Consider the following 19,212-nt stretch of genomic DNA (forward strand, 5'->3'; position numbering starts at 1 on the left):
CCCGCCGTTCGTCAGGCGTGCGGGTGCTGCCTGCACGGAGTCAGCGGTGGACGGGCTCGCCGGCTGGCCACGAGCGGGCTGCGCAGCATAATGCGGTCTGCAAGGCGCCTTGCGCCGTCCCATGCGGTGCGCAGTGCGTCGGCAATCGCCTGTGCGCGCAGCCGGTTGGCTTCGCGGACGAGCGCTTCGATATCGGTCGGGGTGTGCATTTTCCAGGCTCCTTCGCGCCGTGCCCGTCGTGTGGGCACGGCGGGGCGTCAGTCAGTGGTGAGCGGTCTGGTTGTGACCCGCATGGACAGCTTCGCGAACGCTTTTCGACAGGCTCTCGACCCATTTCAGTGCGGTGTGCCAGCCGGCGACGATATGTTGTCCGGCATCGGCGCTGCGAAGGCGGCGGGCGTCCTCGATGAGGGCCTCGATCTCGTTGCGGTTCTGTTCCATGGTGATGCTCCTTGGCGTTGTTCCCATCGTGTGGGTACGGTGCTACTCTAGGTCACGATGTTGCGCCGCAACAAACGATGCTTTATCACCTGACGGATAAGAAAAACTCATCCATATGCCCGAGCGATTGCCGCCACTCAACGCACTTCGTGCCTTCGAGGCCGCCGCGCGCCACCTGAGCTTCAAGCGTGCGGCGGAGGAGTTGTCGGTCACGCCGACCGCAATCAGCCATCAGGTCCGTGGTCTGGAAGAGCACCTCGGCGTCACCCTGTTCCGCCGCCTGACCCGGGCGCTGGAACTCACCCCGGAAGGCGAGGCGATGTTGCCCAAGCTGCGCGAGGGCATGGATTGTTTTGCCGCGGCGGTGGCCTGTGTGCGCGGCTTGGCCCCCGGAGCGCGGCTGGTGGTGCTGGCCCCGCCCTCCTTTGCTTCGCGCTGGCTGGTGCCCCGTCTGCAAGGCTTCACCCGCGACCATCCCGAGATCGAGTTGCATCTTGCCGGTTCGGTCAAGATGATCGACGGCGGTGATGCGGCCCTCGGTCTGGTTGCGGAAGGGCGCATGTCGCGGCGGGATCAGCCCGAGATCTGGATCCGTTACGGAACCGGACGCTATCCCGGATTTCGCATCGACCGGATGTTCGTACCCGACTACACCGCGGTGTGCAGTCCGCAGTTGCTGCGCTCCAAGTTGCCGCTGCGCGATCCCGGCGACCTCCGTTTTCACACCCTGATCCACGACGACACCATCCAGGACCACAAGGAGCGCCCGAGCTGGGCGGAATGGCTGGGGGCGGCCGGCGTCGATGGCGTGGACGCGAGCGCCGGTCCGCACTTCACCGACTCCGGCCTCGCCATTGCCGCCGCCCTCGACGGGCTCGGCGTCGGCCTGCTTTCGCGGCCACTGGTAGCGGGCGAGATCGCGGCCGGGCGGCTGGTGGCGCCATTCGCCATCTCCATCGCGCGCAGCTTCGCCTACTACATCGTCACCCCCGAAGCGATCGCCGACCGCCCGGCGGTGGAGGCGTTTCGATCCTGGTTGCTGGCGGAGGCGGCCGCTGTCGTTGCGCGCCTGCCTGGCGGAACGGTCTCGTCCGCACCGTGATGGAGAAGTTGCCCGTTCGCGACGGTCGCCAGCGCGCGGTGACGCGTATGGGGCAAGAACGGGTGATCGGAAACGCTTCACGCCAGAGCGGGAAAAGGCGTCTGGCCGGGCAGGCGGTCGCTATCGTCTTTCAGATCCACGCCTGATTTGCCCAGCCTGCGCGCGCCGGCGATCAGATAGGCCAGCCGGCGCGCGGCGTGGGGGTAGTCCAGTCCTTGCGGACGCACGTTGGAGATGCAGTTGCGCTCGGCGTCGGTGCGTCCCGGACGGGGATTGCAGGTGAGATAGAGGCCCAGGCTGTCCGGCGAGGAGAGTCCCGGGCGCTCGCCGACAAGCATCACGACCTGTTCCGCGCCCAGCAGTTGGCCGATTTCGTCGCCGAGGGCGACCCGGGCCTGGGTCGCCACCACCACGGGCAGCGTGCGGATCTCGGGAACATAGGGTTCCAGCGCGAGCAGCAGGGCCAGGCTGTGGGACTGGGTGGCCAGCGAGGACAGGCCGTCGGCGACCACAAACGCGAGTCTGGGCGCCGCTCCCCATCGTGTGCCCGCCGCTTCCTCGAGCACGGTGGCGCTGTCGCGGTCGAGACGCCGCCCCCAGTCGGGCCGACGCAGATAGGCGCTGCGGTTCTCGGCCTCGCTGGCGACCGCCAGGGTGGTGAACCCGGCCCGCTGCAGGCGGTCGCGGAGTGCGGCGACGTCCAGCGGCTGATGCACTGCATCGCGCGCCTGCGCATGGGCGAGGCCGAAACGCAGCACTTCGGCGGTGGGCAGGCTGATGCCGCTGCGGCCGAGGGCGACCCGGGCGGTGGTGAAGTCCTTCAGGCCGTGCCAGGGGTCGCGGGTGACGGGGACGGGTCGGGTCATGGTCGCACTCGCATCGAGGTCAGAAACTCGCCGCCAGCCCGAGCAGGGGTTGCTCGTCGCCCTGCGGCAGCAGGCGGCCGCGGTCGTCGGCGATACCCATGCATTCGAGCCAGTCCTCGAATTCCGGGGCGCGGCGTTGGCGCAGCAGGCGGCGCAGGTACAGGGCATCGTGGAAGGAGGTGCTCTGATAGTTGAGCATGATGTCGTCCGCGCCCGGTACGCCGATGATGAAGTTGATCCCGGCCACCCCGAGCAGGGTGAGCAAGGTGTCCATGTCGTCCTGGTCGGCTTCGGCGTGGTTGGTGTAGCAGATGTCGCAGCCCATCGGCAGGCCGAGGAGCTTGCCGCAGAAATGGTCTTCCAGTCCGGCGCGGATGATCTGCTTGCCGTCGTAAAGATATTCGGGGCCGATGAAGCCGACCACGGTATTGACCAGCAGCGGACGGTAGCGGCGGGCCAGGCCGTAGGCCCTCGCCTCCAGGGTTTGCTGGTCGGCGCCGTGGTGGCCGTCGGCGGACAGCGCACTGCCCTGGCCGGTTTCGAAGTACATGACGTTGTCGCCCACGGTGCCGCGGCCGAGGCTGCGCGCAGCGGCATCCGCCTCGGCGAGCAGCGCGGCGCTGACGCCGAAGCTGCGGTTCACCGCCTCGGTGCCGCCGATGGACTGGAACACCAGGTCCACCGGGGCCCCCTTGTCGATGGCGCGGACGGTGTTGGTGACGTGGGTCAGCACGCAGCTCTGGGTGGGCACCTCGTAGCTGCAGCGCACGTCGTCGATGAGTTGCAATAGCGCGGTAATCGCGGCGAGGTTGTCGGTGGCCGGGTTGATGCCGATCACCGCGTCGCCCGCGCCATAGAGCAGGCCGTCGATCATCGCGGCGGCGATGCCCCTGGGATCGTCGGTGGGATGATTGGGCTGCAGCCGCACCGCGAGCCGTCCCGGCAGCCCGAGGGTGTTGCGAAAGCGGGTGACGACGCGGCATTTCGCCGCCACCAGGATCAGGTCCTGGTTGCGCATCAGCTTGCTCACCGCGGCCACCATTTCCGGGGTGAGGCCGGGTGCGAGCGCCGCGAGGGCGGTGCCGTCGGCCGCATCGGACAGCAGCCAGTCGCGGAACTCGCCCACGCTCAGGCCGGCCACCACATCGAAGGCGCCCGCCTCGTGGTGGTCGATGATGGTGCGGGTGACCTCGTCGTCCTCGTAGGGAATCACCGCTTCGTGCAGGAAACGGTCGAGGGGGACCTCGGCCAGGGCCAGCCTGGCGGCCATGCGCTCCTCTTCCGAGGCCGCGGCCACCCCGGCCAGCAAGTCCCCGGAACGCAGGGGGCTTGCCTTGGCCAGCAAGGTCTTCAGGTCGGCGAAAAGGTGCCGCCGGATGCCGATGGTGGAGCTGTAGATCATGACGGTCGGAGCCGATGCAAAGCGCGACTACTCGGCTTCGAGCAGCGCGTCGAAGGGCGCCGCGGCACGCTGGTGATGGGTCAGCTGGAAATAGCCGTAGCCGAGCGCCAGGATCACCACAAACAGGCCTGTCAGCATCGGGTTGAACCAGACCACGGTGACCAGCGAGATCAGCGCGCCGATCAGGGCGACGGCGGGGAAGAGCGGATAGAACGGTGTCTTGTAGGGACGATCCAGCCTGGGCTCCGAGGCCCGTAGCTTGAACAGGGCCGCCATGCTCAGCACGTACATAAGCAACGCGCCGAGGACGGCCATGGTGACGATGTTGGCGGTCAGGGTTTGGCCGCCGAACTGGAGCCACTCGTCGCTGAAGATGGCGGCGATGCCGACCACGCCGCCGGCAAGGATGGCGCGGTGAGGGGTCTTGAACCGGGGGTGCACCTCGGCCAGCCAGGCGGGCAGGTAGCCGGCCCGCGCCTGGGCGTAGATCTGGCGCGAGTAGCCGAGGATGATGCCGTGGAAGGACGCGACCAGGCCGAACAGGCCCAGCCACACCAGCATGTGCAGCCAGCCGCTGGACTCGCCCACGATCATCTTCATCGCCTGCGGCAGCGGGTCATTGATGTTGGCGAGCTGGCGCCAGTCGCCCGCGCCACCGGCGAACACCATCACGCCGATGGCCAGTGCCATCAGCGTGAGGATGCCGCCGGTATAGGCGATGGGGATCGAGCGCTTCGGGTCCCTGGCTTCCTCGGCCGCCATGGCGACGCCCTCGATCGCGAGGAAGAACCAGATCGCGAACGGAATCGCGGCAAACATTCCCGGAATGGCGGCGACGGAGAAGCTGTCCGCACCGGCCCAGCCGCCGGCGACGAAGTTGGCCACCGAGAAGCCCGGCGCGACCACGCCCATGAAGACCAGCAACTCGAAGATCGCCAGCAGGGTGACGAACAGCTCGAAGGTGGCGGCGATCCGCACGCCGACGATGTTGAGCGCCATGAATACCACGTAGGCGCCCACGGCGGCGAGCTTGGGGTCGAGGGCGGCGAACTGCACGTTCAGGTAAGCGCCGATGGCCAGGGCGATGGCGGGCGGGGCGAACACGAACTCGATCAGGGTCGCCATCCCGGCGAGATAGCCGCCGCTCGGGCCGAAGGCGTGATAACTGTAGGCGAAGGGGCCGCCTGCATGGGGAATGCTGGTGGTCAGCTCGGTGAAGCTGAAAATGAAGGTGCCGTACATGATCGCGACCGCGATGGCGGTCACCAGGAAGCCGAGCGTTCCCGCCGAAGCCCAGCCGAAGCTCCAACCGAAGTATTCGCCGGAAATCACCAGGCCGACGGCGATCCCCCACAGTTGCCAGGTGCCCAGGCTGGCGGAAAGTGTGGGGTGGGCTCCGTTGCCCGCGGACAGGCTGTGCGGTGGTGTGCTCATGACGTGCTCCAGGTCGGTTGATGGCCCATCATGAACAAAACCCCGCGGGCGCTCTATCAAGATTCGGCACCGCGATAGCAATTCTCGGCACACCGGACAGCACTGCACCAGCGCAGTGCCGGAAAAGGCGCCGGTGCGCTATGGCGGTGCAGAAATACCGGGGGCCGTCGTGTGCATGGCCAGGAATCCACGCGTACACGGCGATTCACCATCGGCACATGAATTGCTGGGCGTGACCGTGCCCCCGGTTGCGCGCGGAGAACCGAATCATGATTACTGCACCCGCCTGCCGCATCCCGGGTCCGCATCAGCCTGCGCGTCTGCAGGTCATGCGGGCCCATGATGCGGACGAACACGCCCACAACCTTTCGCGCTGGAATCAGCGTTACGATCAGTTGTCGCCCGGCGCGTTCACCGGCTCCGTCACCGAACTCTGGCTACCCAGGACCCAGGTCTTCGTGGAGCGCGCCAACCGGCGACTGCGCCAGACCTGCGCTGCGTGGTCGCAATCGGTGTGGTTCGGGGTGCCGGCCGCCCTCGACGGCATGATCTCCCTGGGGGGCAAGCCGCTTTCGGCCCAGGCCGTGTGTCTGCGCGACGGTGGTGCCGAGTTCGACCTGCTGACCGCCGCCGACTTCAACCTGTTCGGCATCGTGGTGGAGCGCAACACCTTCGCCGAATACCTCGAAGTGACCGAACGCCAGAGTCTGGACCGGTTGCTGCAACAGGGCGACGTGCTCAACCTGCCGGTGGCGCTGAAACGGGAGCTGTGCGCCACCCTGGCGGCAATCCTGGCTGCCGCCGATGCGCCCCCGATCACCGCGACCGCGTTGCAGGAGCGCATCTTCGCCGTGCTCGCCCGCCTGCTGCTGGCCGACCGGGAGATTGGCCACGCCGGCAACCGGACCCGACTCCAGCGCCAGCACACGGTGGATGGGATCAGGGACTACGTGCTGCAGCATCCCGAGTACCCGCCCACCATTCCCGAGCTGTGCACGCGCTTTCACCTGAGCCGGCGTGCGCTGCAGAACTGTGTCGAGGATGTGACCGGCATGGCGCCGCTGGCCTATATGCGGTCGCTGCGGTTGAACGAAGTGCGCCGCCAGCTCAAATACGGCCACGAGCACCGGCCCGTGTCCAGCATCGCCTACGCCTGGGGTTTCACCCACCTGAGCCAGTTCGCCCGCGACTACCGCCAGATGTTCGGCGAGCTGCCGTCGGCGTCGCGCCGTCCGGGCTGACCCGGGACCGTGCTTATCCGCCGTCGCCAAAGGCCGCCGGCGTGACCCGGTCACATCGCCTGGAAAGGCCGCAGGAGGCGGTTTTGTGCTTCTGTTCGGGTCGGCTAGGCGCTCGACAGCTTGAGGTTCAGGGACCGTTCGATCAGCCAGACGGACGCGACCAGCAGTGTGAGCAGCGAGCCCCAAACGAAGACCCCGCGCACATAGAACGCTGAATGACGCAGCGCAAAGGCCAGCGGCAGAAACCCTGCCACGATCGCCAGTTGGCCGAACTCCACGCCGAGATTGAAGGCGACCAGCGACAGCAGCAAGGCGTCGGCGGGCAGGCCGAGCTCCGCCAGTACGCTGGCAAACCCGAAGCCATGGATCAATCCGAAGCAAAAGGCCACCATCCAGCGCCGGTGCTCGACCACGGGCCAGACATTGTTGGCGGCCGCCACCACGACCGACAGCGCAATGGCCGACTCCACCAGGCGCGATGGCAGCGCAATCCACCCCAATGCGGCGAGCGACAGCGTGATCGAGTGCGCGACGGTGAACGAGGTCACCACCCACAGGACCTCGCGCAGCGCGTCGCCAAAGCGGGTAACGCCGTGCCAACGGTTTTCCGAGCGCACAAGGACGGCGGGCAGCAACAAGGCCAGCAGGAACAGGATGTGGTCGAACCCGATCCAGATGTGCCAGATGCCCTCCACCAGATATTCCCGAAACTGCGCCAGGCGGGAAGATTCGTCGGATCCGAATTGCACCGCTCCCCTCGCGGGGGATAGCACGGTGGTGTGGGTCGTACCGTCGACGGTCAGGCGCAACAATCCGCGGTGGAGGCCATCGAGGTCGAAGAGCAGCCGATAGCCGAGCTGCAGATCCCCGGACGAGGCAGGGCATGCCCCGGCGAGGTGCAAGACGGCGTACCCGCCGTCGGTATGGGCATCCACCTGCATCGAGGTCAAGCGCAGCGCGCACGATCCACCGCGTCGAAGTTCCAGCCGGCTCAGGGCCCATGCCGCCACGCTGGCTTGCCGCGTGCGCAATTCGCCCCAGGTGATGTCCCCGTTGCCGTCGCCGTCCAGGCCCAGCGCGAAGTCGATATCACGCAAGGCAATGTCCCACTGCGCGATCACCGCGGGACCGCGCGCCTCAACCACCAGGTAGCTGTCGCTGGCTTTGTGCGCCCACGCCGAAACGTGCGCGCACAACAGGACCAACAACAGCACCAGGCGCCGTTTCATCGGCCTACGCCTTGGCTGGGTTCGGGCACGCCCTGCCGGGTCAGTTGCCTGCCGAGCCGCTGCAGCCTGGCGTCTTCGAATCCGCTGGATTGCAGCCAGTCCAGGGCGGCGCGGGCAGCGCCGGGATCCTTTGCGGCAATGGCGGCCTCGAGCAGGATACGCGCGTCGCGCGGCTCCTTCTGCACGCGGAAGTTCTCGGCCGCCAGGGCCACGGCCGAACTGGGGTTCCCCTTCAATCGCAAGCGGAACCGGGCCTCTTCGGCGAGATGGGTGGTATCGCCCCGCAGCCTGGCGGCGGCGAAGCGGTCGTCCAGCGCCTGTCGGTGAGTCGGCGCGGCCGCCAGATCGAGCAGCGTCTCGGCCTCGGACAAGCGAAGCAGGAGCCCGTCCGAAGACACCCAGGCGGCAAGCTGCTCGACGACCTCGGACGGACGGCCCTGGTCGAGCAGGAAGTCGCACCATGCCGCGAGCAGATATCCGTCGTCCATGCCGATCGCCAAGGCCTGTCGATAGTGACGCTCGGCCGTTTCGGTTCGCCCTTGCCAGGCCGCCACTTCGCCGAGTCGGGTATGCAGCCAGAGCCGGTGCCCAGGATCAGTGGCCGTGGCAAGTGCCTGCTGCAATGTCGTGTAGGCCTTGTCCAGCTGCCCGGTATAGGCCAGCGTCAGGCCGGCGCAACCGCCATGCAGAACCGCGCGGCCGAGACGCTGCAAGGCGTCGCACTCCGTCGCCGCGCGCGCATAGTCCGCCTGCACCAGGTAGATGGCGCCACGCCATGCATGCGCGCCGGCAAGATCCGGAACCAGTCTCAGCGCCGCGGCATAGTCATCCAGCGCGCCTTGAAAATCGTGGCGGTACTGCCGTAGCGTTCCCCGCACCAGCAGCAGTGGCGCCGTGAGGTCCATGGAGAATCGCGTCACGAGTGCATCTGCATAGCCGACGTAGCGCGGATCCCCTCGTGCCGTCGCCAGATCGAAATACTTCTGCGCCAGCGCAACGGCCGCCGCCTGGTCGCTCGGTTCCCGCGCCACGGCCGCACGCAGCTCCGCGAGCTCACGCGCGTCGGTGTCGCCGGCGCGAAAGGGCAGGCGCTCGATGACCATCGCGTCATCTGCGGGGGTGTAGGGTCTGGCCTGGATATGCGGCGCCGACGCCAACACTGCACCCGTCAGCAGGCATCGGCAGACCAGCATCAACCGGGTAGTTTGTCGCGCTTTCATCATTGCACTACAGTGAGAAACGGCCCTTGTGCCGTTGGATCGTCTCATAAAACCTCAGGAGACCAATCATGAAAAAGCTGCTTTCCGCGTTAGTCGTTGCGAGCGTCGCAACTGCGTCCGCTGGCGTTCTTGCCATGTCCCACGGTGGTGCCATGTCGGACAAGGAGATGGCGGAGAAAATGGAGGCCTGCAAGAAGATGGATCCGATGAAGGCGGATGAAAAGATGAAGGCGGAGTGCAAGAAGCTGGAAGAAAAGCCTGCTGAAAAGATGGACGAGAAGAAGAAGTAATTGCCGGATGCTGGCGGAAGGGCGGACCCCAGCGGTCCGCTCTCCGCGGGTGCCACCGGAACCGGGGCGCCTTCCTGGTGTCCTCCCCGAAGCCCAGCCCTCGTCCATCGGACCGATGCGGCGGCCCTCTCCTTTCCTTCGACCGGTTCAACGCGCTGCCTGGCCACAGGCGGCCCGTCGCCCATTCCATCCGACTTGGGGAATGGCAAAGGGAAGTTTATGGAAACATCAGTACATACGATTTGCTGCGACGCGCCATTCCGCCGTCTAATAGCGCCATTCAGCAATGATGCCATGGACAACAAGTGTGCTGCACAACGGCACGCCGCAACCCTGGTGAGCCTTTTATTACCGGAAAGGAGTCCACCATGAAACTGAACCTCATCCTCGCCGCCGCCGCTTTGGTTGGCACCAGCATCGTCGTCCAGGCTGCTCCGGCCGACGCTGCCATCTATGGCAAGCGCCTGGTTTCGACCGACGCCGTCGCGAAGTCCAGTACGGGATCGTTCGACGTCTATATCGACAAGCAGACCGGATTCGCTTTCGTCAACACCCCGGTCGGCTGGAAGTTCACCCGCAAGGTGCAGGACGACTCCACCGCCCTGGGCGGAGCGGAAGCCGGGTTGGTGGCCAAGTTCTGAACCCCGTCAGCCACCCGTAGCACCAAAGCAAGGGCCGCCATCGCGGCCCTTCTTGCGTGTACTCGGCGCGCGTCGTCGCCCGGGCGCCGACGCAGCTGCATCGTTGTGGGGAACAGTCGCGGACATGTCTGGTCGGAACGGGGGCCACGAGCATGGAGAGGATGATGCGTCAGCCGCGTTCGAGCCGGATCGGCAATCGATGAATCGCAGTGTCGTCCATGCGCTGCTGGCGGCCGCCCTGTTCGGGGCGAGCACGCCCGTGGCCAAGTTGCTGCTCGGCGGGCTGTCCCCGATATTGCTGGCCGGGCTGCTCTATCTGGGCAGTGGCCTTGGCCTTGCGCTGGTGCGCCTGATCCGGGATCGGGGGTGGACGCCATCGGGCCTCGTGCCCTCGGAGTGGCCCTGGCTGCTGGGCGCCATCGGCTTTGGCGGGGTGCTCGGCCCGGTGGCGCTGATGTTCGGGCTGACCTCCACCAGCGGCGCGACCGCGTCACTGCTGCTGAATCTGGAGGCGGTACTCACGGCGCTGATCGCATGGGTGGTGTTCAAGGAGAACGCCGGCCGGCGCATCGTGCTGGGGATGATGGTGATCGTCGCCGGCGGCGTGGTGCTGTCATGGCCGTCGGGGGAAGGCGGCGCGTCGAGCCGGATCGGGCCGCTCGCGGTCGCGCTTGCCTGCCTGTGCTGGGCCATCGACAACAATCTGACCCGCAGGGTGTCGGGTTCGGATGCGGTGTTCATCGCCAGCAGCAAGGGGCTGATCGCCGGCACGGTCAATTGCCTGCTGGCGGTCTGGCTCGGGGCGACCGTGCCGGACGCGGGGACGTTCGTTGCGGCGCTGGCGGTCGGGCTGCTGGGCTACGGCGCCAGCTTCGTCGTGTTCGTGCTGGCCTTGCGCGGCCTCGGCACCGCACGCACCGGGGCGTACTTCTCCACTGCGCCGTTCATCGGCGCGGCGGTGGCGCTGGGGGTGCTCGGCGAATCGACGCCGCCGGCATTCTGGCTGGCCGCCGGCCTGATGGGCTGGGGCGTGTGGCTGCACCTGACCGAGCACCACGAGCACCAACATGTGCACGAGCCGCTCGAGCATTGCCACGCCCACACGCATGACGCCCACCACCAGCATCTGCACGCGTTCGAATGGGACCCTGAGCGCCCGCACGAGCACTGGCACCGTCATCCGCCGATGGTCCACAAGCACCCGCATTTTCCGGATATCCACCACCGCCATCCGCACTGAGGTGCCGCGCAATCGCGATCGCAGCACCCCGGTCTTTAGCCGCTCCGCGCCCTCGCGTCGTCGCCCGGGCGTGGGGCGTACGCCCGGCGCCCCACGCCGCGGCCGGTGTTACTGGCCAGGCAGATCGATGATGCTGAAGCGGATCTCCGCTGGTACCGCCGCGCGCGCGCTGGCCGTGGCAATGGACGCCGGTCCGGGACGCCCGGCCTGGCCCGTCATGGGGGCCACGCCCAGTTCCGTGGCGAGCAGATAGGCGCTGTGCTGGACCTCGATCGGCGCCGTCGATGCGCCCCTTGCGGTCGTCTGGTCCGGCACGGCGTCCGGTCCGGCGCGTCCTGCCTGACCCCTCGGGGCGGTCGTGCCCGGTTCACCGGCAAGGTCGTAGGCGTTGAATCGGGTTTCGAGGGACTGCGCCAGCGCGGCCCCTGACATGGCTGCGGTCAGACTCAGGGCAACGACGGAGAGGATGGCGCGGTTCGAGGTTTTCATGACTGTGCTCCTTGGACAAGTTGATCATCGACAGGACGGGGCGCATCTCGTCGGCCCCTTCCGTTCCTTCATGCTGGAGCCATTATCTGTTTTGGCTGCTGTTGGCGACGTGACGCGGCGATTACGATCGCGTCATCACAAATGTGCCCGGGGCGGCCCGGTTCGGCGCAAGCTCGTTGTATTGCGGGTGAGGGCAGGCATCGGACAAGCCGGGCTGTGGCGGAGCCTGTTCGGTGCCTTTTTCAAGCCGGCAGCGGAGAACGAACGTCATGCGCGCCTGGTCCGCTCCGGTGGAAGGTGATGCCGCGTTCCGTGCGGCGCGCGGCGGTGGAGGTCATGGTCCGCGCGTGAATTCCGGATGAACCGCACTGAAAGCTGGAGGCCTTTCTTGCTACCGACTTCGTGGCTGACGGAAGCCTGGCTCGCGATCCTGCTCGCGAACTGGACGCTTTCCGGCGATCGGGTGGTCCACGCGGAGACGGTCCGTTCTAGGCAGCGGGCGGCGGGGTGTGGCCCCATTGCGGAATGAAGGCCGGCGTGCGCGCCATGTACTGGCGGTACGCGTCGCCCAATGCGGCCAGTGAATCGCTTTCCTCGCGGCGTGCGAGCCGGGCGTAGACGACGAGCAGGATCGGGAACATCGCCAGCGTGATCAGCGTCGGCCACTGCAGCAGGAAACCGAACATGATCAGCACGAAGCCGACGTATTGCGGATGGCGGATGCGCGCGTACGGCCCGGTGATGGCGACGCGGTGCGCGCGCTGGGCGGCGTACAGCACCGGCCAGGCCTTCGCGAGCAGCCAGAAGCCGGCAACGATGAACACCGTGCTGAGGATGTGGAAGGGGCCGAAGTGCGGGTTGGTCTTCCAGCCGAGCATCGTCTCGAGCAGATGGCCGGCGTCGTGCGACAGCCAGTCCACGCCCGGGAAACGCGCCGACAGCCAGCCCGACAGCAGATAGATGGTCAGCGGAAAGCCGTACATCTCGGTGAACAGCGCGACGATGAAGGCCGAATAGGCGCCGAAGGAGCGCCAGTCGCGCGTCGTCTGCGGTTTGGCAAAGCTGAACGCAAACGCGATGAAGATCACCGAGTTCAGCAGCACCAGCGACCACAGGCCGTAGGCGGAGGGTTCGTTCATTTGTCGTCTCCGGTGCCGTCCGCCGGGTGAGCGCCGTGGCGATGTCCGCCGTTTCCGTGGCCGCCGTGCATGAAAAAGTGCATCAGCGGGCACAGCAGCACAAGCAGCCACGGCAGGAAGCCGAACAGGTGGGCCCGATGCTCGGCCGCGAGAAAGAAGAGCGCGATTGCCACGAACGCGATGAAGACCAGCCGTCCCCGCTTCGAGGCGGGTTCCGGGGCCGGTGAAGCTTGCGGTCGCTCGGTCGGCTTCATGATCTCCAGGTACTCCGCTTCGTGATCCGTCGGCCTGCTCAAGTCTTCGCGCCGCGCAGCCTCAATGCATTCCCGACCACCGAGACGGAACTGAGGCTCATCGCCAGCGCAGCGATCATCGGCGACAGCAACAGGCCGACGAAGGGGAACAGAACGCCGGCGGCAATCGGTACCCCCAGCGAGTTGTAGAGAAAGGCGAACCCCAGGTTCTGGCGCATGTTGCCGACGGTGGCGACCGAGATCTTGCGTGCCGCGGCAATGCCGCGCAGGTCGCCCTTGACCAGGGTGATGTGCGCGCTGCTCATCGCCACGTCGGTGCCGGTACCCATGGCGATGCCGACGTCGGCACGCGCCAGCGCGGGGGCGTCGTTGATGCCGTCGCCGGCCATGGCGACGATACGGCCGGTGGCCTGCAGTTTCGCCACCAGATCGTCCTTGTCCTTCGGTTTGACCTCGCCGTAGACCTCGTCGATGCCGAGCCTGCGGCCGACCGCCTGCGCGGTGGTGAGGCCGTCGCCGGTAGCCATGATGATGTGCAGGCCGCTGGCGCGCAGCAGATCGAGCGCTTCGGCGGTCGAGGTCTTGATCGGGTCGGCGACCGCCACGATGCCCGCGAGCTTGTCGGCGACGGCGAGGAACATCACGCTCGCGCCGTCGAGGCGCATCGCTTCGGCCTGCGCCTGCAAGGGGTGCCAGTCGATGCCGTGGTCTTCCATCAGCGCGGTATTGCCGAGCACGACGGCCTGGCCATCGACCGTGCCGCCCACGCCGATGCCCGACGAGGACTCGAACGCCTCCGGTTTGCTCAGGTTCAGTGACTGCCGGTTCGCCTCGGCGACGATGGCGTGGGCGAGCGGGTGCTCGCTCCCCTGGTCCAGGCTGGCCGCGACGCGCAGCACCTCGGTGTCGTCCCAGTCCGGCGCCGCCATCACGCCGTGGAAGGCAGGGCGACCCTCGGTCAGGGTGCCGGTCTTGTCCACGATCAGGGTATCGACCTTGCGCAGCGACTCGATCGCGGCGGCGTCGCGGAACAGCACGCCGTTGGTTGCAGCCTTGCCGGTGGCGACCATCACCGACATCGGCGTAGCCAGCCCGAGGGCGCACGGGCAGGCGATGATCAGCACCGAAACCGCGTTGATCAGGCCGTAGGCCCAACTCGGCTGCGGGCCGAACAGGCCCCAGATCAACAGCGTCAGCACCGCGATCAGCACCACGCCGACCACGAAATAGCCGGCGACGTAGTCGGCCATGCGCTGCATGGGCGCCCGCGAGCGCTGGGCCTGCGCCACCATCTGCACGATCTGCGCCAGTACCGTTTGCGAGCCGATCTTCTCGGCGACCATGACCAGTGCGCCGCTGGTGTTGAGCGTGGCGCCGATGAGCTTGTCCCCGGCGGCCTTGCTGACCGGTAGCGGCTCGCCGGTGAGCATGGATTCATCGACTGCGCTGGCGCCCTCCAGCACTGCGCCGTCGACCGGGACCTTTTCGCCCGGGCGTACGCGCAGGTGGTCGCCGGCGTGGACATGGGTCAGCGGGATGTCTTCCTCGCTGCCATCGTCGCGGATGCGGCGCGCGGTTTTCGGTGCGAGTCCGAGCAGCGCCTTGATCGCCGCACCCGTTTCCGAACGGGCCTTGAGTTCCAGCACCTGGCCGAGCAGGGTCAGCGAGATGATCACCGCCGCGGCCTCGAAATAGACCGCGACGTGATCGCCCATGCGGAACGACGGCGGGAACAGCGCGGGCGCCACGGTGGCAATCACGCTATACACGTAGGCGGCCCCCGTGCCCAGTCCGATCAGCGTCCACATGTTGGGGCTGCGCTTGACCACCGACTGGAAACCGCGGATGAAGAACGGCAAGCCCGCCCACAACACGACCGGGGTGGCGAGCACCAGCTCCACCCACGGCCGGGCCGCCCCGAGCAGCGTGTCGAAGAGTCCGCCCGACATGGCGATGGCGGTGACGACCGCGGTCAGCGGCAGCGTCCACCAGAAGCGGCGACGGAAATCCCTCAGTTCAGGATTGTCTTCGGCCTCGAGTTCGGGCATCACCGGCTCGAGCGCCATGCCACATTTCGGGCAGGTACCGGGGCCGATCTGGCGGATCTCGGGGTGCATCGGGCAGGTGTATTCGGTACCCTCGGCGCGACCCCCGGCGGTACCCTCTGCGACGGGTTCGCTGTCCTCCGCAGCAGGACTCAGATATCGCTCAGGGTCGGCCTCGAATCTGGTCTGGCACTTTGCGCTGCAGAATCGCCAGGTGTGCCCCGCATGAAGCACATGATGGGGCGAGTCCGGCTTCACCGTCATGCCGCACACGGGATCCTTGTCGTCGCTTGCCGGGGAGTGCTCCGGATCAACATGAGCAGCTTCATGGTCCGACGAAATGGCACTATGGGCGTGACGGTGGTCGGTCGACATGATGAGCGCTACCCTCTATTGAATGCCTGCCTTGCGTTGTTCGCTGCGGACGAAGGCGGTGATATGCGCAACCGCGTCGGGGTCGATACCCGGCACCGGCTTCATGTCGCCGAACTTCCAATGATGGGCGCGGACGCCGCTGGCCACGGCCAGTTGAAACGCCATGTCGGCGTGATGGGACGGTTCGTAGATCTTGTGCAGCATCGGCGGCCCCTGGTCGGATCCTTTCAGTTCCGCGCCGTGGCATGACGCACAGTGCTGTGCATAAAGCGCCTTGCCCTGCACCGGATTGGGCATCAGGCCCGGGCTGGGCTGAGGGATCTTCCAGCCCTGGGCCGCCGCCGGCAGACTGACCAGGCCGGTCAGCACCCCGATCAGCAGTGGCCAGCGAAGCTTGCTTGTCATCGTTCAAACCTTGCGAGAGTGCCCTGCGCCCGGTGGTGGGGCAGCGCAACATGGTGACGCGGGTGCCGAGCGATGGGCGCTTTCGTTCTCACGGCACCAATTGCGGAAATTTGCCCATTTGCGCTTTAGCCAGTTCTTCATCGTAGTCGCTCCCGTTCGCGATGCCGGCCGAAATGCCGGCCTTGACCTTGATAGCTTGCCCCGTGAACGCTTGCTCGCGGGTGACCCGGGCATTACGTTTCCGTCACCGGCGCGGCAAACTGCGCGACGAGGGGCGCGCTGCGGCGCAACTGGCGCTGCTTGACCAGCGCGTACAGCGCCGGAATCACGGCCAGGGTCAGCACCGTCGAGGAAATCATGCCACCCACCATCGGTGCCGCGATCCGGCTCATCACCTCCGAACCGGTACCCGTGCCCCACATGATCGGCAACAGACCGGCCATGATCGCGACCACGGTCATCATCTTGGGGCGGACACGTTCGACCGCACCTTCCATGATGGCGTGATACAGATCGGCGGTGGTCGGCTCGAGCCCCTCGGCAACGCGCTGGGCCTTGATCTCCTCCCATGCGTTGTCGAGGTAGATCAGCATGATCACGCCGGTCTCGGCCGCGACCCCGGCGAGCGCGATGAAGCCGACCGCCACCGCCACGCTCATCTGGTAGCCCAGCCACCACATCAGCCACACCCCGCCGACCAGCGCGAAGGGTACCGACAGCATCACGATCAGGGTCTCGGTCAGGCGGCGGAAGTTGAGGTAGAGCAGCACGAAGATCAGCGCCAGGGTGAAAGGCACCACGAGCTTCAGTTTCTCCTTGGCGCGCTCCATGTTCTCGAACTGCCCGCTCCAGGTGGCGTAGTAGCCGGGCGGATAGCTCACCTGCTCGGCCACGACCTGCTGCGCCTTCTTGACGAAGGCGCCGAGGTCGGCCTCGCGGGTGTCGACGTAGACGTAGGCGGCGAGCAACGCGTTCTCGGTACGGATCGCCGGCGCGCCGCGCTGCAGGCTGACGGTGGCGAGCTGGCCGAGGGGGATCGGGCCGTTCATCGTCGGCACATAGACTTCGCTGGCGATGCGCTGCGGGTCGTCGCGCAGGCCGCGCGGATAGCGCACGGTCACGTTGTAGCGCTCCAGGCCCTCGACGGTGGTGGTGACCATGTCACCGCCGAGCGCGGTCGCGACCACTTCCAGCACCATGTCGACCGACAGCCCGTAGCGCGCGAGCTGGTCGCGGCGCGGGTCGATATCGACGTAATAGCCGCCGGCGACGCGCTCGGCGTAGGCGCTGGAGGTACCGGGCACGGTGCGCACCGCGGCTTCCACCTGGCGCGCGACCTGCTCCAGGGTTTCCAGATCCTTGCCGAACACCTTGACTCCGATCGGGGTGCGGATGCCGGTCGACAACATGTCGATGCGGGCCTTGATCGGCATCGTCCACGAGTTGGCGAGGCCGGGGAACTTGAGCGCGGCGTCCATCTCCGCGATCAGCGTATCCACCGTCACCCCGGGGCGCCAGCCGGCCTGCGGCTTGAGGTTGATCACCGTTTCGAACATCTCCAGCGGCGCCGGGTCGGTGGCCGAGTTGGCGCGGCCGGCCTTGCCATAGACCGATTCGACCTCGGGGAAGGTCTTGATGATGCGGTTGGTGGTGGCGAGCAGGCGCCCGGCCTCGGTTACCGACATGCCCGGCAGTGCGGCCGGCATGTAGAAGATGGCCCCTTCGTTGAGCGTGGGCATGAACTCGGAGCCGATCTGGCGCGCCGGGAAGATGGTCACCGCCATCGCCACCACGGCCGCGACCAGGGTGAGCCACTTGTGGCGCATCACGCCGCGGATGATCGGGCGATACACCCAGATCAGGAAGCGGTTCACCGGGTTCCTGGCCTCGGGCAGGATGTGGCCGCGCACGAAGAACAGCATCAGCACCGGCACCAGCGTCACCGACAGCAGCGCGGCGCCGGCCATGGCGAAGGTCTTGGTGAAGGCCAGCGGCGAGAACAGCCGGCCCTCCTGGCCTTCCAGCGTGAACACCGGCAGGAAGGACACGGTGATGATCAGCAGCGAGAAGAACAGCGCCGGGCCGACCTCCTTGCACGCGCGGATGATGGCCTGCCCGCGTTCGTCCTGGCTTGCTTCGGGCGGCAGGTGTTCGAGCCGTTTGTGCGCGTTCTCGATCATCACGATCGCGGCGTCCACCATCGCCCCGATCGCGATCGCGATTCCGCCCAGGCTCATGATGTTGGAGCCGAGGCCGAGCGTGCGCATGGCGATGAAGGCGATCAGGATGCCCAGCGGCAGGGTGATGATGGCCACCAGCGCGCTGCGCACGTGGAGCAGGAACACCACGCACACCGCGGCGACGATCAGGCTTTCCTCGAGCAGCGTCCATTTGAGGTTGTCGATGGCGCGCTCGATCAGCGTCGAGCGGTCGTACACCGGCACGATGTCGACGCCGTCCGGCAGCCCGGGGGTGATCTCGGCGATCTTGGCCTTGACGTTGGCGATCACGTCGAGCGCGTTCTCGCCGAAGCGCGCCATGACGATGCCGGAGGCGACTTCGCCTTCGCCGTTGAGTTCGGCGATGCCGCGGCGCTCGGCCGGCACCAGCTCGACGCGGCCGATGTCGGCGATCCGTATCGGGGTGCCGCCCACGCTCTTGAGCACGAGATTCTCGATGTCGTTCACGCCGCTCAGATAGCCGCGGCCACGCACCATGTATTCCTTCTCGGCCATCTCGACCACGCGCCCGCCGACGTCGCGGTTCGACGCGCGGATGAGCTTGCTGACTTCGTCGAGGGCAATGCCGTAGGTGGCAAGCCGGTGCGGATCGACGGTGACCTGATACTCGCGCACGAAGCCACCGACGCTCGCCACCTCGGACACGCCCCCGGCCTGGGTGAGCTGGTAGCGCACGAACCAGTCCTGCAGGCTGCGGGTGTCGGCGAGCGACATGTCGCGCCCGGTCACCGCGTACTGGTACACCCAGCCCACGCCGGTGGCATCGGGCCCGATTTGCGGCGCGACCCCGGGTGGCAACCTGCCGGCCGCCGAGCTGAGGTATTCGAGCACCCGCGAGCGTGCCCAGTAGATGTCGGTGCCGTCCTCGAAGATCACATACACATAAGACGCGCCGAACATGGAGAAGCCGCGCACCACCTTGGCCTGCGGCACCGCCAGCATGGAGGTGGTGAGCGGATAGGTGACCTGGTCCTCGACCACCTGCGGCGCCTGGCCGGGGTATTCGGTATAGACGATCACCTGCACGTCGGAGAGGTCGGGGAGGGCGTCGAGCGGTGTGTTCTTCACCGCGTAGAGCCCGCCGCCGATCAGGAACAGCGTGCCCAGCACCACCAGGAAGACGTTGTGGGTGGACCAGTCGATCAGCCGGCCGAGCATG

The 19,212-nt window shown here is 67.0% G+C and carries 19 protein-coding genes; 6 read left to right on the forward strand and 13 right to left on the reverse strand.

Translation table 11 applies throughout. The features are described from left to right. Positions 1-11: 11 nt before the first annotated feature. Both AC3A35_RS05320 and AC3A35_RS05325 read right to left on the reverse strand, forming a co-directional pair. Positions 12-209: an RSP_7527 family protein gene (locus AC3A35_RS05320; RefSeq protein ID WP_487434876.1), complete on the reverse strand. Its 198-nt coding sequence runs from the start codon at positions 207-209 to the stop codon at positions 12-14. Positions 210-261: 52 nt separating this feature from the next. After that, positions 262-441 carry a hypothetical protein gene (locus tag AC3A35_RS05325; RefSeq protein WP_487434877.1) on the reverse strand — a complete coding sequence of 60 codons (180 nt, stop codon included), beginning with the start codon at positions 439-441 and terminating at the stop codon, positions 262-264. A 115-nt stretch (positions 442-556) separates the two neighbouring features. Here AC3A35_RS05325 and gcvA point away from each other — a divergent pair, with 115 nt between their 5' ends. After that, positions 557-1,543 (forward strand): transcriptional regulator GcvA, encoded by a 987-nt coding sequence (gene gcvA / locus AC3A35_RS05330; RefSeq protein ID WP_487434878.1) that lies wholly within the window; start codon positions 557-559, stop codon positions 1,541-1,543. 77 nt (positions 1,544-1,620) lie between these two features. Here gcvA and eutC read toward each other — a convergent pair whose 3' ends face one another. The 3 genes from eutC to eat are packed head-to-tail and all read right to left on the reverse strand — an operon-like array spanning position 1,621 to position 5,245. Beyond that, a complete protein-coding gene (gene eutC / locus AC3A35_RS05335) occupies positions 1,621-2,409 on the reverse strand; it encodes an ethanolamine ammonia-lyase subunit EutC (protein WP_487434879.1) in 789 nt (262 codons plus the stop codon). Positions 2,410-2,428: 19 nt separating this feature from the next. Then, positions 2,429-3,811 (reverse strand): ethanolamine ammonia-lyase subunit EutB, encoded by a 1,383-nt coding sequence (locus tag AC3A35_RS05340; RefSeq protein WP_487434880.1) that lies wholly within the window; start codon positions 3,809-3,811, stop codon positions 2,429-2,431. Positions 3,812-3,838: 27 nt separating this feature from the next. Beyond that, positions 3,839-5,245 carry an ethanolamine permease gene (gene eat, locus AC3A35_RS05345; protein WP_487434881.1) on the reverse strand — a complete coding sequence of 469 codons (1,407 nt, stop codon included), beginning with the start codon at positions 5,243-5,245 and terminating at the stop codon, positions 3,839-3,841. 269 nt (positions 5,246-5,514) lie between these two features. Between eat and AC3A35_RS05350 the strand changes: the two genes are divergently transcribed. Then, positions 5,515-6,486, forward strand: a complete 972-nt coding sequence (locus AC3A35_RS05350) for a helix-turn-helix domain-containing protein (protein ID WP_487434882.1) — start codon at positions 5,515-5,517, stop codon at positions 6,484-6,486. Between the two features lie 104 nt (positions 6,487-6,590). On the opposite strand, the gene AC3A35_RS05355 is transcribed toward AC3A35_RS05350, so the two are convergent. Both AC3A35_RS05355 and AC3A35_RS05360 read right to left on the reverse strand, forming a co-directional pair. Beyond that, positions 6,591-7,715 carry a HupE/UreJ family protein gene (locus tag AC3A35_RS05355; RefSeq protein ID WP_487434883.1) on the reverse strand — a complete coding sequence of 375 codons (1,125 nt, stop codon included), beginning with the start codon at positions 7,713-7,715 and terminating at the stop codon, positions 6,591-6,593. Then, positions 7,712-8,818, reverse strand: a complete 1,107-nt coding sequence (locus AC3A35_RS05360) for a tetratricopeptide repeat protein (protein ID WP_487434884.1) — start codon at positions 8,816-8,818, stop codon at positions 7,712-7,714. The genes AC3A35_RS05355 and AC3A35_RS05360 overlap by 4 nt, the downstream gene beginning before the upstream one ends. Before the next feature lie 185 nt (positions 8,819-9,003). Between AC3A35_RS05360 and AC3A35_RS05365 the strand changes: the two genes are divergently transcribed. The 3 genes from AC3A35_RS05365 to AC3A35_RS05375 all read left to right on the forward strand — a co-directional run bounded on the left by AC3A35_RS05365 (position 9,004) and on the right by AC3A35_RS05375 (position 11,106). After that, positions 9,004-9,225 (forward strand): hypothetical protein, encoded by a 222-nt coding sequence (locus tag AC3A35_RS05365; protein ID WP_487434885.1) that lies wholly within the window; start codon positions 9,004-9,006, stop codon positions 9,223-9,225. A 368-nt stretch (positions 9,226-9,593) separates the two neighbouring features. Then, the gene (locus tag AC3A35_RS05370; protein ID WP_487434886.1) at positions 9,594-9,866 is read left to right on the forward strand and encodes a hypothetical protein; all 273 of its coding nucleotides are present in this window, start codon (positions 9,594-9,596) and stop codon (positions 9,864-9,866) included. Between the two features lie 199 nt (positions 9,867-10,065). Beyond that, a complete protein-coding gene (locus AC3A35_RS05375) occupies positions 10,066-11,106 on the forward strand; it encodes a DMT family transporter (RefSeq protein WP_487434887.1) in 1,041 nt (346 codons plus the stop codon). Between the two features lie 108 nt (positions 11,107-11,214). Here AC3A35_RS05375 and AC3A35_RS05380 read toward each other — a convergent pair whose 3' ends face one another. Further along, on the reverse strand, positions 11,215-11,595 hold the full coding sequence (locus AC3A35_RS05380) for a hypothetical protein (protein ID WP_487434888.1): 381 nt from the start codon (positions 11,593-11,595) through the stop codon (positions 11,215-11,217). Here AC3A35_RS05380 and AC3A35_RS05385 point away from each other — a divergent pair. Next, positions 11,594-11,896: a hypothetical protein gene (locus tag AC3A35_RS05385; protein WP_487434889.1), complete on the forward strand. Its 303-nt coding sequence runs from the start codon at positions 11,594-11,596 to the stop codon at positions 11,894-11,896. The two genes, AC3A35_RS05380 and AC3A35_RS05385, sit on opposite strands and share 2 nt — an antisense overlap. Positions 11,897-12,083: 187 nt before the next feature. Here AC3A35_RS05385 and AC3A35_RS05390 read toward each other — a convergent pair whose 3' ends face one another. The 5 genes from AC3A35_RS05390 to AC3A35_RS05410 all read right to left on the reverse strand — a co-directional run bounded on the left by AC3A35_RS05390 (position 12,084) and on the right by AC3A35_RS05410 (position 19,211). After that, positions 12,084-12,734, reverse strand: coding sequence for a methyltransferase family protein (locus tag AC3A35_RS05390; protein ID WP_487434890.1), 651 nt, complete (start codon positions 12,732-12,734; stop codon positions 12,084-12,086). Next, a complete protein-coding gene (locus AC3A35_RS05395; protein WP_487434891.1) occupies positions 12,731-13,030 on the reverse strand; it encodes a DUF2933 domain-containing protein in 300 nt (99 codons plus the stop codon). The genes AC3A35_RS05390 and AC3A35_RS05395 overlap by 4 nt, the downstream gene beginning before the upstream one ends. Continuing rightward, positions 13,027-15,408 (reverse strand): heavy metal translocating P-type ATPase, encoded by a 2,382-nt coding sequence (locus AC3A35_RS05400; protein WP_487434892.1) that lies wholly within the window; start codon positions 15,406-15,408, stop codon positions 13,027-13,029. The genes AC3A35_RS05395 and AC3A35_RS05400 overlap by 4 nt, the downstream gene beginning before the upstream one ends. A gap of 15 nt (positions 15,409-15,423) precedes the next feature. Continuing rightward, entirely contained in the window at positions 15,424-15,813 is a 390-nt protein-coding gene (locus tag AC3A35_RS05405; RefSeq protein ID WP_487434893.1) for a c-type cytochrome, read from the reverse strand. A gap of 233 nt (positions 15,814-16,046) precedes the next feature. After that, complete coding sequence (locus tag AC3A35_RS05410) at positions 16,047-19,211, reverse strand: efflux RND transporter permease subunit (RefSeq protein ID WP_487434894.1); 3,165 nt, start codon at positions 19,209-19,211, stop codon at positions 16,047-16,049. Position 19,212: the final 1 nt, after the last annotated feature.

The organism is Azoarcus sp. Soil_N_20 (genome assembly GCF_057656155.1).

Bases quoted from the DNA above. Each gene is read 5' to 3' on its own strand.
- AC3A35_RS05320 (WP_487434876.1), bottom strand. From the start codon at position 209: ATGCACACCCCGACCGATATCGAAGCGCTCGTCCGCGAAGCCAACCGG.
- AC3A35_RS05325 (WP_487434877.1), bottom strand. From the start codon at position 441: ATGGAACAGAACCGCAACGAGATCGAGGCCCTCATCGAGGACGCCCGC.
- gcvA (WP_487434878.1), top strand. From the start codon at position 557: ATGCCCGAGCGATTGCCGCCACTCAACGCACTTCGTGCCTTCGAGGCC.
- eutC (WP_487434879.1), bottom strand. From the start codon at position 2,409: ATGACCCGACCCGTCCCCGTCACCCGCGACCCCTGGCACGGCCTGAAG.
- AC3A35_RS05340 (WP_487434880.1), bottom strand. From the start codon at position 3,811: ATGATCTACAGCTCCACCATCGGCATCCGGCGGCACCTTTTCGCCGAC.
- eat (WP_487434881.1), bottom strand. From the start codon at position 5,245: ATGAGCACACCACCGCACAGCCTGTCCGCGGGCAACGGAGCCCACCCC.
- AC3A35_RS05350 (WP_487434882.1), top strand. From the start codon at position 5,515: ATGATTACTGCACCCGCCTGCCGCATCCCGGGTCCGCATCAGCCTGCG.
- AC3A35_RS05355 (WP_487434883.1), bottom strand. From the start codon at position 7,715: ATGAAACGGCGCCTGGTGCTGTTGTTGGTCCTGTTGTGCGCGCACGTT.
- AC3A35_RS05360 (WP_487434884.1), bottom strand. From the start codon at position 8,818: ATGGTCATCGAGCGCCTGCCCTTTCGCGCCGGCGACACCGACGCGCGT.
- AC3A35_RS05365 (WP_487434885.1), top strand. From the start codon at position 9,004: ATGAAAAAGCTGCTTTCCGCGTTAGTCGTTGCGAGCGTCGCAACTGCG.
- AC3A35_RS05370 (WP_487434886.1), top strand. From the start codon at position 9,594: ATGAAACTGAACCTCATCCTCGCCGCCGCCGCTTTGGTTGGCACCAGC.
- AC3A35_RS05375 (WP_487434887.1), top strand. From the start codon at position 10,066: ATGAATCGCAGTGTCGTCCATGCGCTGCTGGCGGCCGCCCTGTTCGGG.
- AC3A35_RS05385 (WP_487434889.1), top strand. From the start codon at position 11,594: ATGACTGTGCTCCTTGGACAAGTTGATCATCGACAGGACGGGGCGCAT.
- AC3A35_RS05380 (WP_487434888.1), bottom strand. From the start codon at position 11,595: ATGAAAACCTCGAACCGCGCCATCCTCTCCGTCGTTGCCCTGAGTCTG.
- AC3A35_RS05390 (WP_487434890.1), bottom strand. From the start codon at position 12,734: ATGAACGAACCCTCCGCCTACGGCCTGTGGTCGCTGGTGCTGCTGAAC.
- AC3A35_RS05400 (WP_487434892.1), bottom strand. From the start codon at position 15,408: ATGTCGACCGACCACCGTCACGCCCATAGTGCCATTTCGTCGGACCAT.
- AC3A35_RS05405 (WP_487434893.1), bottom strand. From the start codon at position 15,813: ATGACAAGCAAGCTTCGCTGGCCACTGCTGATCGGGGTGCTGACCGGC.
- AC3A35_RS05410 (WP_487434894.1), bottom strand. From the start codon at position 19,211: ATGCTCGGCCGGCTGATCGACTGGTCCACCCACAACGTCTTCCTGGTG.